Raw genomic sequence first — 14,332 nt, 5'->3', positions numbered from 1 at the left:
ATGCATGCCCAGGAAGACGGCGCTCAGCCGCCGGGGCAGGGCGGATCTCTCGGCGGGATGGGATACTTGCACCCGTGAAAAAACATATCTACATCTATTCCCCCTCCAGCGCTGTGCGCGACAAAGCAGCTTTCAAGCGCGGCGTAAAGCGCCTCGAGTCCCAGGGGCATGAGGTTGAAATCGATGTCGACGCACTGGCCCAGCACCAGCGTTTTGCCGGCGACGACGAAACCCGACTCGCCGCCATCCACCGCGCAGCCGCCAGCGGCGCCGACATCGCCTTGATTTCGCGCGGCGGCTACGGCCTGACCCGCATCCTGCCGCAAATCAACTACAAGGCAGTGGCCAAAGCCATTGCCGGAGGAACGCGTTTTGTGGGCCTCAGCGACTTCACGGCGTTTCAGATGGCCTTGTTGGCAAAAACCGGCGCGATGACCTGGGCCGGCCCTTCGCTGGACGACTTTGGCGCGGAGGCACCTGACGACATCATGGAAGCCTGCTTTGACGACCTGGTCACGGGGCAGGGCGAGGGCACCGGCTGGCAACTGCCTAAGTTCGCTATGAATTTGATAGCTTCTCGCGCTGGACCTGCGCGCGCTACCGACGGGTTTTCTGTAAAAGATGCGGTATTCTGGGGCGGTAACCTCGCCATGCTGGCCGCCTTGGTGGGAACGCCCTACCTGCCAGCCGTCAAAGGCGGCATTCTCTTTGTCGAAGACGTCGGTGAGCATCCATACCGTGTGGAGCGCATGCTCACGCAATTGCTGCAAGCCGGCATTCTGGCGCAGCAAAAAGCGATTGTTTTTGGCCAGTTCACCAACTACGCGCTGGCACCGAACGACAGAGGCTTCAAGCTGGACACCGTGATTGGCTGGCTACAGGGCCAGGTCAAGGCGCGCGTGCTGACCGGTCTGCCTTTTGGCCATGTGCCGACGAAAGTGCTGCTGCCGGTAGGCTGCAAAACCACCCTGGTGGTGGAAAACCGCGATGCCTTTTTGCTTTGGGGCCATCAGCACTGAAGCGGCGTTGAAAAAGGGGTGTCCGGGCAGTGCGAGCCGCTGGGCCGGCGCCGCACAAAAAAATAAACCAGCCGAAGCTGGTTTTTAAAAAGCCCTTGGAGGCCAGGAAGAAAACAGAAAAAGCGAAAAAATCTGGGAGCCGGAAATCAAGTGGTAAGCGGGCTGGATCGGGAACTCAGACCGCGCGGCAACATGCCGTTGAATTTATCGCTGATACGGCTGACCTTGTCACGGGCAACGGTTTCGCCGTGCATGGCCGCCAGCACCGCCATGATGTCGCCACGGGTGTACCACAGGCCCTGGATATCCTGGGCATAGCGTACCCGGCGCGTAATCTTGGGATAGTGCTTTTCACCGAAGTCGCCCAGCTCATCAAGGATGAACTGGCGGATTTCTTCGGTGCGGTCTTCAAGAATGGACGGCGTTACTTCACCCGTGCCCAGCAACGCCATGAAGCTGCTTTTCAGATTCGGTTTCAACCAGCGCATGTGTCTCACAACTTTCTACCGGATATCCGTGGGGTATTGGTTTGCGTTCCCGCGGAACGGTTTGTTCTGGTAGATTAAGACTGCAGCGGTTCATTTGCAATACGTTTTGTGTGAAATGGTTAACGCAAAACAACAAATGAATCAAGGAGTTAGTAACCAGATGTCAAGTCGATTCTTGAATTGAACAGTGTTTAAATCTTTAGATTTACATTGAAGTTTGGCCGTAAACCAAAGTCACCCTCTGTCCCCATAGCCCCACATTTCTTCTTTTAGACCAGCCGCACCCCGACATGAGTACCCAAATGACCGCTTACCCCGCGCACTACATCAATGGCCAATGGGTCAATGCCCAGTCTTCCGAAACGCTTCCTGTCCATGATTCGAGCACGGAAGAATTGATGGCCACGGTGCCCATGGGGACTGTGGGCGAAGCAGAGTCCGCTGTGCTTGCGGCGCGCGCCGCATTTGACAGCTGGTCCGCATTGCCCGTTGAGGCACGTGCCGCTTACCTCGACAAAATAGCCGCAGGCGTCAAAGCCCGCACCGAAGACCTTGCACTGGCCATTGCGCGTGAGGTGGGCATGCCGCTCAAGATGGCGCGCGCGGTCCAGGTGGGAGGGCCGGCCTGGCATTGGGGCAATTTTGCCAAGGTGGCCCGGCAGTTCGAGTGGGAAAAGCAGGTCGGCAATTCACTGGTCGTACGCGAAGCGATCGGGGTGGTCGGTTGCATCACGCCCTGGAATTTCCCGCTCAGCCAGATCACGCTCAAGATTGCGCCGGCCATGGCGGCCGGCTGCACGGTGGTGCTCAAGCCCAGCGAAATTGCACCCGTCAATGCCATGATCCTGGCTGAAATCATTCATGAGGCCGGCCTGCCGCCCGGGGTTTTCAATCTGGTCAATGGCGTGGGCCCCGTGGTGGGGGAGGTGCTGGCAACACACCCCGAAGTCGACATGCTGAGCTTTACCGGCTCTACCCGTGCGGGCAAACGCGTGAGCGAACTGGCCAGCCAGTCGGTCAAACGGGTGGCGCTTGAGCTGGGTGGTAAATCGGCCAGCATCATTTTGGACGACGCCAATTTTGAGGCCGCGGTAAAGGGTACGGTGTCGGCCTGCATGCTCAACAGCGGCCAGACCTGCTCGGCCCATACCCGCATGCTGGTACCAGCAGGGCGCTATGAAGAAGCCAAGGCACTGGCGCAGGCGGCCATCGCCCGATTCAGCGTCGGCCCCAGCCTGGAGGAAACCAGCAAACTCGGACCGTTGGTCAGCGCCGCACAGCGCGACCGTGTCCTGGGTTTTATCCGCACCGGCATTGAAGAAGGCGCGGACGTCATCGCCGGGGGCGCGGAGGCGCCTGCCATTGCCAAGGGTTACTTTGTCCAGCCCACCATTTTGGGAATCAAGGCAACGGACACACTGGCGCAGGAAGAGATTTTCGGACCGGTCCTGGTGGTGATTTCCTATCAGGGCGAAGACGAGGCAGTCGCAATTGCCAACAGCACCATCTACGGGTTGGGTGGTGCGGTATGGGGTGGCACGGATGAGCGAGCCCTGAAAGTGGCGCGCCGCTTGCGCACCGGGCAGGTGGACATCAATGGCGGGCCCTTTAACGGTCAGGCGCCATTTGGTGGTTACAAGCAATCGGGCAACGGCCGGGAAAACGGCGTGTATGGCTTTGAAGAATTCCTGGAGTTCAAAGCCATTCAGCTCAAGCCTGTCGCAGCTTGAGTTCGAATCGAATACCCAGCTTTGCTGAATAATAAATTCGTTACAAGTGAGGTCGTTGTTGCTTGGCTTCTGCTTGATTTCATGATGCTTATGTTTTAATTGCCCCTAACAATACAAGCAGTTACATAGGACCATGGCAGAAGTCACCGTCGTTTTTGCCGATCTCACCGGAAGCACAGGGGTTTTTGAATCGCTGGGCAATGCCAAGGCAACACAGGCCATCACACGCCTGACGCAGTGGATAGGCAAGGTCAGTGTGGCGTATCGCGGCCATGTCGTGAAATACATGGGTGACGGCGTGCTGGTGGTGTTTCCCGACAATGCGGATGCCGTTGACGCCGTGACTGAACTGCAGCGGGTTCACCGGGACCGCATTCGCAACTGGCCGGAGCACCTCAAGATGCGGCTGCAGCTTGGCGTGGCGCGCGGTGAAATCGTTGAGCAGGACGGCGACTGTTTCGGCGACGCGGTCAATGTGGCTTCTCGCCTGAGTGACTTGTCCGGACCAGACCAGATCCTTGCGACAGAAGCCGTCATTGACAAGCTTCCTGCCGACACGCTCGTTCGCTCCCGAAACCTCGGCTCCATGGATATCCGTGGCCGCAGCGAAGCCTGCCTGGTGCACCGCATCGAATGGCAGTCGGAGGTCATGACCGAATCCTTTACCGTTCCTGCCAGTCTGTCGATGCACACAGCCCCACAGCCCTTGGCGCTGGCGTCGATCGAGTTGTCCTGGCTGGACATCAATACCGAGTTCGCGTCGGGCGAACTGCCGATTTTCCTGGGCCGTGACCAGGACGCACAATTCGTGGTGCAGGACCCGCGGGTCTCCCGCAGGCACGCCAGGATCGAATGGCGTGCTGGCAAGTTCTACCTTGAAGATGTCAGCAGTTACGGCACCTGGGTGCGGTTTTCCGACAGTACCGCTGCCATAGCGTTGCGCCGGCAAGAGTGCGTGTTGCTGCAAGAGGGTGAGATCGCGCTGGGCGCCCCCTTTGAAGACTTCACAGTGCCTACCGTCAGTTTCAAGTTTGCCGACGGCAAAGTCCAGCTTCAAACAAAATAGCGGCGGGCCAGTTCTCGGCTCCGGACGGTCTGGCGGCCTTCGTTGCCCTAGGCCGTTCCGCTTCAATCACCTGATGGGACATGATTTTGGCCTGGCTCAAACGACTATCTGCCGCGTTGCTGGCGCTGCTGCTGATTGCAGCAACCGTGGCGGGGCTCTATATCTACCGGACTTTTCCCGCCCAGGATGGTGAACTCCAGGCGCCTGGCTTGCTTGGCCAGGTGACGGTTGCGCGTGACGCCGCGGATGTAACTCACATCAAGGCGCAGTCGCCGCATGATGCCTGGTTTGCGCTGGGGTACGTCCATGCCCAGGAGCGCGGCTGGCAGCTGGAGTTCAACCGGCGGGCGATGCACGGCGAGCTGTCCGAGGTGTTTGGCCCGGCCACGCTTGAAACCGACAAGCTGCTGCGCACCTTGGGCATCATGCAGGCGGCTGAGCGCCAATGGCAGAACCTGCCAGCCGAGGGGCGTGATGCCATGCAGGCTTACAGCGATGGCGTCAACGCTTTTTACCGGAGCTCTTCGCAAGCGCTGTCGCCTGAATTTCATATTCTGGGGGTCAAACCCGGTGGCCCGTCGGGAAATGTCTGGTCTCCTGTCGACAGCGTCGCATGGTCGTTGATGATGGCGCTGGACCTGGGGGGCAACTGGGGCACCGAATTTGCGCGGCTGTCGGCAGCGCGCGTGCTGAAAACCAATGAGCTCCAACAGTTGTTTCCGCCTTATCCAGGTGAACAGCCCGCATCGAAAGTGGATTTCGCCAAGCTCTACTCGGACTTGGGCGTGTACCGGTCTGACCTCCCAGTCGCTACAAAAAAGATAGCTGCTGGCGCTCGTCAGTCAAGGGCTAGAGGCGTATTTGATGACGAAAATTCGCTCGATAACGTAGCTGCCGTCGCCGCCGGGGTCAATGACTGGGCTTCGGCGCTCGGCGATGTGGAGGGCAAGGGTTCCAACAACTGGGTGGTAGCGGGCTCCCATACCAGCACGGGCAAACCTTTGCTTGCCAATGATCCTCACCTGGGGCTGTCAGCACCTGCGGTCTGGTACTTTGCGCGGCTGCAAGTTTCTGAAGGACAAGGAGCTGACGGCAAGCGCGTGCCGGGGCTGGATGTGATCGGCGCGACATTGCCCGGGCTACCCTTTGTGGTCATGGGCCACACGGGCAAGGTCGCCTGGGGATTCACCAATACGGCGCCGGACGTACAGGACCTGTACCTGGAGCAGATCAATCCGGCCAATGCACAGCAGTACCGTCTGCCTGACACCCCCGGCGCAAACACCGACAGGGTTTGGGCCGGTTTTAAGGTCCACAGCGAAACGATCAAGGTAAAAAACCAGGCAGATGTCGTGCTCGATGTGCGCGAAAGCCGTCACGGACCCGTGCTCAGCGACGTCCAGAAGCCCCACGCAGATCTGCTGGACTTGCGCAAATATGTGGTCGCACTGCGATGGAGCGCATTGGATGCAGACAACCAGACGGTGCTGGCCGGGCTGCGCGCCAACCGCGCGCAGTCGGCGGACGAGTTGATTGCGGCATTTTCGGCCTACCACTCACCGATGCAAAACGTGGTGACAGCGGACATTCATGGCCGCACCGCGTTCAAGGCGGTGGGCAAGGTGCCGCTTCGAAAACCTGACAACGACATCCTCGGCACTGCGCCGTCACCCGGATGGGACTCGCGCTACGACTGGGCCGGCTGGTTGCCCTATGCGCAAACGCCTGAGGCAGGGCATTCAGTGATCGAGGGTAAAGGCTGGTGGGCCACCGCGAATCAGCGCATCACCCCGCCTGCGTACCCCTTTTTCATCGGGCAGGACTGGACGGTGCCCTACCGGTACGAGCGCATCGAGCAGTTGCTGGCCGCCACGGCCCGGCACACCCCTGAGTCCATGCAACACATTCAGGGCGACCAGCGTTCGGCGGCCACGCTGAGGTTGCTGCCTTTTCTGCAAAAAGCGCTGTCAGAACCTTCCGGGCATCCGCTTGTAGAGGCGGTTCGCCGCAAGATGGCGGGTTTTGATGGAACCATGCGTGCCGACGATACGGCGCCGCTGGTGTTTGCCGCCTGGGCCGATGAGCTTGCCCGCGGCATCATTGGCGCAAAACTGGGTGAACCCACATTCAAGGCTCTCTACGGCAAGCGCCACTTCAGAAGCACGCTGGAGGACGTTCTTGAGCGCAACGACAGCGGATGGTGCGGTGCGGACGGCTGCGCGGCGCCTTCCACTGCGGCGCTGAACCGGGCCCTGGACCGGCTGCAAGCGGCATATGGCAAAGACGTGGAAGGCTGGACCTGGGGCAAGGCCCACCCCGCGCTGTCAGCACACAAACCGTTTGGGAATGTGTCTTGGCTCAAGCCGTTTTTTGATGTGCGGGTGCCTACTGGGGGGGACACCTTCACGGTCAACGTAGGGCAATACTGGGCAACCGGTGACGACCTGCCTTTTGCCAACCGGCAGGCCGCATCGCTGCGGGCGATCTACGACCTGGCTGACCTGGAGAACTCGCGCTTTATCTATCAGACGGGTCAGAGCGGACTGGTGTTTTCCGGGCGTTACCGCGACATGACGGACGGTTGGGCCGCCGTCCAATACAGGCCATTGCAGATGAACCCGCCTGTGTTCGTCCATCAGCTGACGTTGACTCCCTGAACGGAGGCACTGGGGTTAAGTGGGATTAAGCGGGGATGGCGTCCACGTTCACCCTGTCCCAGTGGCGATGCAGGGCGATGGCCGCTATGAAGTCCTGCGAAAGCTGTCCCTCGGGCACCTTGCGTGCATCGGCGATCAGAACCCCGGGCGTCGGCACATGAACCGCCTCGGAATCTTTGCCCAGACTGAAGCCCAGCGTGCTGAGCAATTGCACGCCGTCGTTGATGGCACAGATGGTCTTGCAATGCTTGTAGGCTTCCAGCACGAAGTGAACCGCTTCGCCCATGGTGGCAAGGGTGCCTGCGCTGTCGTTTCCTCCGGGGATCAACACGGCGTCAAACATCACCGAAGGCATGTTGGCGAAAGTGTGGTCTACCGCAAGCTGGCGGCCCGAGGCAGTGCTGATGGTGCCAAGATGAGGTGCGACGATTTTGCACACGGCACCGGCATCTACAAGATCTTGCTGAATGCGTTTGAGCGCTGCGGCCTCTACGCCGTCTGCCACCAGGATCGCAACCTTGCGGGTTTTTACGTTGCCACCGGGGCGCCCCACCATGCGCAACGCCGGGTCCTCCTCAATCTTGCTGGTGATGCGGTAATCGCGAAAGCCCAGCCTGCCTGATGCGGCCTTCGGGTCCGGCGGGTTGATGCCCAGCGGGGCGGCCACGCGGGCGGCCAGCTTCAGATCCACATGGGCCAGGTTATCGACCACGCGCTGACGGATCTCGGACACCTCCACTTTCGAAAGCTCAAACCGGAATGCTGAAACGATATGGTCTTTTTCCACCGCGCTCTGGCTGTTCCAGAACAGCGCTGCCTGGGAAAAATGGTCGTCGAATGAAGGGCTGCGGTGCCGGGCCTTGGATGAGCCGATCGGTTCAAGGTGCGATTGAAAACCCTGTGCTCCGCCGTCCACCCTGAACTCCGCGCCATTGGCCAGGGTATTGGGCTCATAAGCCACACGGCCCTTGTTGATGGCCTGGCGGCTCGCGCCGTCCCGCTGGAAATTGTGCATCGGGCAGACGGGCCGGTTGATCGGTATCTCGTGAAAATTGCTACCGCCCAGGCGCGACACCTGGGGGTGGGTGTAAGAGAAAAGCCGGCCCTGCAGTAACGGATCGTTGGAAAAATCAATGCCGGGCACCAGATGGCCCGGGTGAAATGCCACTTGTTCGGTCTCGGCGAAGAAGTTGTCGGGGTTGCGGTTCAACACGAGCTTGCCGATCGGTTGCACAGGCACCTGCTCTTCCGGAATCAGCTTGGTCGGATCCAGAATGTCGAATCCAAGCTCATCCTCCTTGCCTTCGTCCACGATCTGCACGCCCAGCTCCCACTCGGGAAATTGGCCGCTTTCAATGGCTTCCCACAGATCACGGCGGTGAAAATCTGCATCCTTGCCGGCGATTTTTTGCGCTTCGTCCCACGCCAGTCCATGAACACCCAGCTTGGGCTTCCAGTGAAATTTCACAAAATGCGAATCACCGCGGGCGTTGATAAAGCGGAAAGCATGGACGCCAAAACCCTCCATCATGCGAAAGCTGCGCGGTATCGCGCGGTCTGACATGGTCCACATCAGCATGTGGGTGGTTTCGGGCATCAGCGAAACAAAATCCCAGAAAGTGTCGTGAGCGCTGGTTGCCTGAGGCATTCCGTGGTGCGGTTCAGGCCTGATGGCATGGATCAGATCCGGAAACTTCATTGCATCCTGAATAAAAAAGACAGGCATGTTGTTGCCGACCAAGTCGTAATTGCCTTCCGAGGTGTAGAACTTCACGGCGAACCCACGGGTATCGCGCACGGTGTCGGCGGAACCGCGGGCACCTGTCATTGTGGAGAACCGCACAAACACCGGCGTTTCCACATCCGGATCTTGCAAAAAAGCGGCGCTGGTGTACTGCACCATGGACTTGTAGGGCTTGAAGTAGCCGTGGGCGGCCGAACCGCGTGCGCTGACCGCGCGCTCAGGGACGCGCTCGTGGTCAAAATGGGCAATTTTTTCGCGAAGGATAAAGTCTTCCAGGAGCGTCGGGCCACGCTCACCCGCCTTCAGCGAATTGTGATTGTCCGCAATCTGAAGCCCCTGGTTGGTGGTCAGGGTGGCAGCGCTGCCGGCAGAGAAGCTTTCAAGCTGGGACTTTTTGTCTTTGGCACCGTCCGTATTTCGGCCAGGGTTAACAACGTTGCGCTTGGATGGCGGCATGAAGAATCTTTCTTGTCAAAACGGTAGCGTCAGGGTGAAAACGAGCGCCTTGGCATCTCGTTGCAGAACGGCGGGCGACGGACGGGGTCGTCCTCAGGTGTCGAGCAAGCCTTCCAGACCCTTCACGCAAGCCAGCAAGGCGAGGGCGGCGGCGGTGCCTGCCAAACACCAGCCCATCAACTTCTGAAGTGCGTCGGCAAGGTTGTCGGGAAGCAGCATCGACAAAAGGAACAGTCCGGCAGCGCAGATGAGCGTGGTGAGGAAGGCATGAACCAGATCAATGTCTCGCGGGCTTGCATGAATTCGCCAGGCGGTGAGCAACCCTGCCGCCATGCCTGCCAGTAGTCCGCCCATGAGCTTCATGATTAATGTCTCCGTTGTTGAGGCCGCTTTTGGCAGTGCCCGGTTCGAGTCGCTGCCTGTGGGTAGACGATACGATCCCGTCGCGACAAATTCAGTAGCCAGATAGCGGTGCACCCTGTAAGGCCTTTCTTCTCCTCACGTAAGACATGACTTACCGGCAGGGGCGGCGGTCGCGTTGTTGCCGCGTGAGCTCTGGCCTTTTCTCCTACACAGGCATGCTCACCCTTCCGGCAGAAAACGCGCAAGGCTTCGCATAAATTGGCGGAATGACAGATATCCAGGCCCATCAGTTGCAGACGGGGACACACCGATGACCGTGCTGAAAATGAGAACCTATGTTGTAGAAGACAACCCGACCATCCGTGAGAACCTGATCAGCACGCTGGAGGAACTCGCGCCGGTTGAAACTGTCGGTGCTTCGGACACTGAACAGCAAGGAGCTGAGTGGCTGATAAACAATGACGGCCGATGGGACCTTGCCATCGTCGATCTATTCCTTAAAAAAGGAAGCGGTCTTGGCGTCCTGGAAGCTTGCCGGGCACGTCGGCCGCTTCAGAAAATAGTCGTCTTTAGCAACTATGCAACCCCGGAAATGCGCAAGCGTTGTGCCGAACTGGGTGTGGATGCTGTATTCGATAAATCCACTGAAATCGATTGCCTGCTTGCCTACTGCGTGAGCCAGAGCGAGAAGCTGGATACGGTCGCCAATGACGAATCCAGCCTTCAACGGGCGTGAGCCCAGAGGAACACCATGAGCGCATTCCCTACCGTCTCGGCCCCAGTTCCCGTCAGTCAACTTCCGGGTAGGGGAAGCCGCAGTTTGTCCGAAGACATTTTCCCGTCAGCAGAGGAGGTCGTGCTTGCCGAGCAAGGCCTCGAGGCAGGCAGTTTGCAGCCAGATGCACGGAATGTAAGAGTGGCCAGACCTTCAGAAGAATCTTCGCTGATTAACTCTCTTTGTCAGCAGGTTGCTGCGCGGCCGTGCCAGTCGGCCTTGCTCGCCGCGGCCGCTGGTGCGGTGGCCATGGTCCTTGTGCGGTCGCAGTTGCGCAGACGGCTCGGTTGGGCGCAACGACGCTAAACCATCATGCAAAATTCTGGAATACCCATGCAACTTCACGTTCCCGTTCCCCAACCCAGTCCAGGTGCTCCGGATATTTATGTGCCCAACGAGGTGCCGCCACTGGTCGTTCCACCCGCGCCCGGCTTTCCGCCCGAGGTGACCGATCCGCCGCCACCGGAGCCAACGCTGCCGATCCGCGAACCTGCGACTAACGTTCCACCCCAAGCGGTTTCACCCGTCAGTCGCCAGACTCACTAGCGCTACAGCGCGGCCTGTTGCCTTTTGTATTCGGCCCTCTTCATGGTGAGATAGGTGGCTTTGTCTAATTCATGAAGCTGCCGGGCGTACTGTTCCGTGGCGTCAAACCAGTGGAGCATCCGCGCCTCAAGCTGCTGTGGCGCAGGCTTGTCCACCGCAGCAAGGTAAGACTCTATGGCAAGGTAATAACGCATGGTATTGCGCTCCACTGCACCCCGCATACCGCTCACGTATGAAACATTCTCGCCTTGCCGAATTTGGGTAAATCCCACCTTGCCATTGCCAACGGTGGCAAGATAGCCCTGCATGGCCAGTCGGCTGGTAACGCCATAACCGTACGAGTAGCCCAAGTGAATAAAAGTCTTGCCTCCGGGCAATGCAACCGCCTGCAATTCGATCCGGTAGTTGCTGGTTCCAAGAGGACCCTTGTCCGCATTGAGCTGCACTCCCAGATAGTCTGAAGCGCTGGCGGCGAGCCGATAGGTGAATTGCAGGGCAAAGGCATCTTCAAGCGGCTGCTCCGTCTTTTTCCCAATGTTCATCTTCAAGGTGCTGGGGCTGCTGTCCGCGCTGGCACGGCAGTATTTGGTGTTGATATGAAGCATCAGCATTTCACACCAGCGGTCGGGACTCTTGAATGCGGCGCTCACTGTGGGGAAGGGCGAATTTAAAACGGCGTAAGCACTTCCGTTTACCGTGTTGGCGTTTTCGGAAGACTGAAGCACCAGCGGCCTGCGATAGGCGTTCTGCGACAACTGCTCCGCCAATGCGGCATGTTTTTCGAGCAGCGTGGCGGCGTTACCTTCTATGGGGGCTGCGGAGAGCTGCTGCGCTTGCGCGCCAGTCGATGAAAGGCAGGCGCCGACCGCCAGGCAGCAGGCAACCATCAAACGTGGGATATTCCTCATGACCCCAGTGTGCCAGCGCAAAACAGGCCGTGAAGCCACAAACTCCATCGTCCTACATGCCGTCGGCGCAAGGTGGAAGAAGAGCCGAAACCGCGCAGGCCCGCTCAAGCCTGCGCGGTTTCCGCCACCTGCTTGGCAGAAGTCATAGATGCAGCAAAAAACAGTTCAACCTGTTTGTCCGTATGCATCAGCCGCACGGATTCCCGCGCCGCCAGTGCTTCCACGTCTTTCCATTCAAGCCGTCGGTAGGGCGAGCTTTCGGGTGGCCGCGTCGAAGTGGGGGGAGTCAGCTCCCCCAGAGAGACCCGCACTGAAAAAAAGTCCTGGGTGAATTCTGTCTCTATGCGCAGCACGCTCGGTGCAGCCACGTCGGTCAACGCGAGGAGCGCTGCAGTCAAAACATTGCGCGACGCCGATTGAGATATTTCGGCACCCGTTTCGCTGCTGTGGTCGGCGATGGAAAAACCCTTGAACGAAAGCTGGGTTGCCACCATGCCCAGGCATTCCGTGATGCCCTCGCTAGCCTGGATGGAGCGGGTTTCCCGGGGAGCCAGCCAGCCCATCAGGTCAATACAGGAGGCCGCAGCCTCTTTGGACAGTGCAATGATGTCGCGGGCGTTTCTCAACAGGGCGTCCATATCCGCATCCGCTTTTTGCAGTCGCCTTTCAAGCATGGCCGCAACCATCGCGATGGGCTGCAGTGTCCCCGCCATGTTGTGGCGAATGACCGGCGCAAGCCGCCGTAAAAGCGCGTACTGCGCAGCTTCCGTCACGCAACTTTCGATGGCGATTTCTTGCCCTGATGTGTCGTGTAATTGAGCATTCATGGTGGTGCTGCCGGGATTTTTACAAACCTGCAGGCGCTGCAGGACCTCATCTGTTGAATACATTTTGCCGCGATATTTTCAACACGTAACCTGAAAATATACAACGTTGGCAAGGCCATCCGCGTAGGTCAAAACCTACAAATTATGAAGTGTGACGAACGCGCCTCAAATTGAAAATACGGACGCGAAATAGTGCCCCGCATTTATTGTCATTCTGGATGTTCACGGGTAATCTCTGCACCGTTTATACAAAACGTTACCTTCAATACAGGATGAATGACATGGAGGCATTGGCCAAACTGTCGGTGTTAGAGCGCGATACCGAACTTAAATCCATTCTCAAATCCATGAGCGCCCTCCGGCGGGGTGAGCTGGGTGTCACACTCCCCACGGAATGGGAAGGCATCCATGGAAAGATAGCGGCCGAATTCAATCAGTTGTCTGCCATGACGGCAGTGACCAGCAGCCGATGCAAAGGTTTGGCCTCGAAGTCCCGCGCTGCGGCTCGCGCAAGCCGTCGCTTGCCGGAGGAAAAGCTGTCGGGCTTCTGGCTTGAAAATGCGGTCGCTATTAATACGGTTCTGGATGAAGCCGATATCACGGCGGATCAAACCAAAGTTATTCTCGGCTCGCTGATTGATCTCAAAAAAGGCGATGTACACGCCTCTTTGCCGCTGGACTGGACAGGAGTTCCAGGAAAAGTCGCGGACGCATTTAACGAGGTGGTTTCCGAAAATGTCCGCATGTCGCGCGAACTTGAGCGGCTTAGCCGGGTGGTCGGAAAAGAAGGCCGATTGAAGGAGCGGGCATTTGTGCCTGATGCCAGCGGGTTCTGGCGCGATTCCGCCGAGTCCATCAACTCCCTGATTGCGGACCTGGTGCACCCTACCAGTGAGGTCGCCCGCGTGATCGGCGCCGTGGCGCAAGGGGACCTTTCCAAGAGCATGGCCCTGGAGGCCGAGGGCAGGGCGCTAGAAGGCGAGTTTCTCCGTACCGCCATGATCATCAACAAAATGGTGGAGCAATTGGGTACGTTCTCTGCCGAGGTAACCCGTGTGGCGCGCGAGGTGGGTACCGAAGGCAAGCTGGGCGGCCAGGCCGATGTACAGGGCGTGGCCGGCACCTGGAAAGACTTGACCGATTCGGTCAACTCCATGGGCTCGAACCTGACGGCGCAGGTGCGCAACATTGCCGAGGTGACTACGGCGGTGGCTGCTGGCGACCTGTCCAAGAAAATCACGGTGGAGGTCAAGGGCGAGATTCTCGAACTCAAGAACACCATCAACACCATGGTGGACCAGCTGCGGTCCTTTGCGTCGGAAGTGACGCGGGTGGCGCGAGAGGTCGGCACGGAAGGCAACCTCGGCGGGCAGGCGGACGTGCAGGGGGTGGCCGGAACGTGGAAGGATTTGACGGACTCGGTCAACTCCATGGGCTCGAACCTGACGGCACAGGTGCGCAACATTGCCGAGGTGACGACGGCGGTAGCCGCCGGTGACCTGTCCAAGAAGATCACGGTGGAGGTCAAGGGCGAGATTCTCGAACTCAAGAACACCATCAACACCATGGTGGACCAGCTGCGGTCCTTTGCGTCGGAAGTGACGCGGGTGGCGCGAGAGGTCGGCACGGAAGGCAACCTCGGCGGGCAGGCGGACGTGCAGGGGGTGGCCGGAACGTGGAAGGATTTGACGGACTCGGTCAACTCCATGGGCTCGAACCTGACGGCACAGGTGCGCAACATTGCCGAGGTGAC

The 14,332-nt window shown here is 59.0% G+C and carries 12 protein-coding genes; 7 read left to right on the top strand and 5 right to left on the bottom strand.

Annotated elements, in window-relative coordinates:
* The first annotated feature begins 74 nt into the window (after nucleotides 1–74).
* Nucleotides 75–1,019, top strand: a complete 945-nt coding sequence (locus ABI546_RS07620; RefSeq protein WP_348045686.1) for an LD-carboxypeptidase — start codon at nucleotides 75–77, stop codon at nucleotides 1,017–1,019.
* Nucleotides 1,020–1,165: 146 nt separating this feature from the next.
* Here ABI546_RS07620 and ABI546_RS07615 read toward each other — a convergent pair whose 3' ends face one another.
* Complete coding sequence (locus ABI546_RS07615; protein WP_348045684.1) at nucleotides 1,166–1,507, bottom strand: hypothetical protein; 342 nt, start codon at nucleotides 1,505–1,507, stop codon at nucleotides 1,166–1,168.
* Nucleotides 1,508–1,809: 302 nt separating this feature from the next.
* Here ABI546_RS07615 and ABI546_RS07610 point away from each other — a divergent pair, with 302 nt between their 5' ends.
* From ABI546_RS07610 to ABI546_RS07600, 3 genes are all read left to right on the top strand, one after another.
* The gene (locus ABI546_RS07610) at nucleotides 1,810–3,237 is read left to right on the top strand and encodes an aldehyde dehydrogenase family protein (protein WP_348045682.1); all 1,428 of its coding nucleotides are present in this window, start codon (nucleotides 1,810–1,812) and stop codon (nucleotides 3,235–3,237) included.
* 133 nt (nucleotides 3,238–3,370) lie between these two features.
* Entirely contained in the window at nucleotides 3,371–4,303 is a 933-nt protein-coding gene (locus tag ABI546_RS07605) for an adenylate/guanylate cyclase domain-containing protein (protein WP_348045680.1), read from the top strand.
* A gap of 80 nt (nucleotides 4,304–4,383) precedes the next feature.
* Nucleotides 4,384–6,960 carry a penicillin acylase family protein gene (locus ABI546_RS07600; RefSeq protein WP_348045678.1) on the top strand — a complete coding sequence of 859 codons (2,577 nt, stop codon included), beginning with the start codon at nucleotides 4,384–4,386 and terminating at the stop codon, nucleotides 6,958–6,960.
* A gap of 25 nt (nucleotides 6,961–6,985) precedes the next feature.
* On the opposite strand, the gene ABI546_RS07595 is transcribed toward ABI546_RS07600, so the two are convergent.
* Together ABI546_RS07595 and ABI546_RS07590 are read right to left on the bottom strand one after the other, a co-directional pair.
* Nucleotides 6,986–9,160 (bottom strand): catalase, encoded by a 2,175-nt coding sequence (locus ABI546_RS07595; RefSeq protein WP_348045676.1) that lies wholly within the window; start codon nucleotides 9,158–9,160, stop codon nucleotides 6,986–6,988.
* A 93-nt stretch (nucleotides 9,161–9,253) separates the two neighbouring features.
* The gene (locus ABI546_RS07590; protein WP_348045674.1) at nucleotides 9,254–9,523 is read right to left on the bottom strand and encodes a hypothetical protein; all 270 of its coding nucleotides are present in this window, start codon (nucleotides 9,521–9,523) and stop codon (nucleotides 9,254–9,256) included.
* A gap of 319 nt (nucleotides 9,524–9,842) precedes the next feature.
* On the opposite strand from ABI546_RS07590, the gene ABI546_RS07585 reads away from it, so the two are divergent.
* On the top strand, nucleotides 9,843–10,259 hold the full coding sequence (locus ABI546_RS07585) for a response regulator (RefSeq protein ID WP_348045724.1): 417 nt from the start codon (nucleotides 9,843–9,845) through the stop codon (nucleotides 10,257–10,259).
* Between the two features lie 372 nt (nucleotides 10,260–10,631).
* The gene (locus ABI546_RS07580) at nucleotides 10,632–10,844 is read left to right on the top strand and encodes a hypothetical protein (protein WP_348045672.1); all 213 of its coding nucleotides are present in this window, start codon (nucleotides 10,632–10,634) and stop codon (nucleotides 10,842–10,844) included.
* Between the two features lie 2 nt (nucleotides 10,845–10,846).
* Here ABI546_RS07580 and ABI546_RS07575 read toward each other — a convergent pair whose 3' ends face one another.
* Nucleotides 10,847–11,752: a hypothetical protein gene (locus tag ABI546_RS07575; protein WP_348045670.1), complete on the bottom strand. Its 906-nt coding sequence runs from the start codon at nucleotides 11,750–11,752 to the stop codon at nucleotides 10,847–10,849.
* Nucleotides 11,753–11,856: 104 nt separating this feature from the next.
* Nucleotides 11,857–12,579 (bottom strand): hypothetical protein, encoded by a 723-nt coding sequence (locus ABI546_RS07570; protein WP_348045668.1) that lies wholly within the window; start codon nucleotides 12,577–12,579, stop codon nucleotides 11,857–11,859.
* A gap of 281 nt (nucleotides 12,580–12,860) precedes the next feature.
* Between ABI546_RS07570 and ABI546_RS07565 the strand changes: the two genes are divergently transcribed.
* The coding region (locus tag ABI546_RS07565; protein ID WP_348045667.1) for a HAMP domain-containing protein at nucleotides 12,861–14,332 on the top strand (1,472 nt) is incomplete at its 3' end.

It is taken from the genome of Polaromonas sp. (assembly GCF_039932935.1).
Classification (GTDB): Bacteria; Pseudomonadota; Gammaproteobacteria; order Burkholderiales; family Burkholderiaceae_C; genus Polaromonas.
This window is presented reverse-complemented; position numbering and strand designations above follow the sequence as displayed.

What these genes read in the sequence shown, in the direction of transcription:
- ABI546_RS07615 (WP_348045684.1), bottom strand. Translation starts at nt 1,507, where the DNA reads ATGCGCTGGTTGAAACCGAATCTGAAAAGCAGCTTCATGGCGTTGCTG.
- ABI546_RS07610 (WP_348045682.1), top strand. Translation starts at nt 1,810, where the DNA reads ATGACCGCTTACCCCGCGCACTACATCAATGGCCAATGGGTCAATGCC.
- ABI546_RS07605 (WP_348045680.1), top strand. Translation starts at nt 3,371, where the DNA reads ATGGCAGAAGTCACCGTCGTTTTTGCCGATCTCACCGGAAGCACAGGG.
- ABI546_RS07600 (WP_348045678.1), top strand. Translation starts at nt 4,384, where the DNA reads ATGATTTTGGCCTGGCTCAAACGACTATCTGCCGCGTTGCTGGCGCTG.
- ABI546_RS07595 (WP_348045676.1), bottom strand. Translation starts at nt 9,160, where the DNA reads ATGCCGCCATCCAAGCGCAACGTTGTTAACCCTGGCCGAAATACGGAC.
- ABI546_RS07590 (WP_348045674.1), bottom strand. Translation starts at nt 9,523, where the DNA reads ATGAAGCTCATGGGCGGACTACTGGCAGGCATGGCGGCAGGGTTGCTC.
- ABI546_RS07580 (WP_348045672.1), top strand. Translation starts at nt 10,632, where the DNA reads ATGCAACTTCACGTTCCCGTTCCCCAACCCAGTCCAGGTGCTCCGGAT.
- ABI546_RS07575 (WP_348045670.1), bottom strand. Translation starts at nt 11,752, where the DNA reads ATGAGGAATATCCCACGTTTGATGGTTGCCTGCTGCCTGGCGGTCGGC.
- ABI546_RS07570 (WP_348045668.1), bottom strand. Translation starts at nt 12,579, where the DNA reads ATGAATGCTCAATTACACGACACATCAGGGCAAGAAATCGCCATCGAA.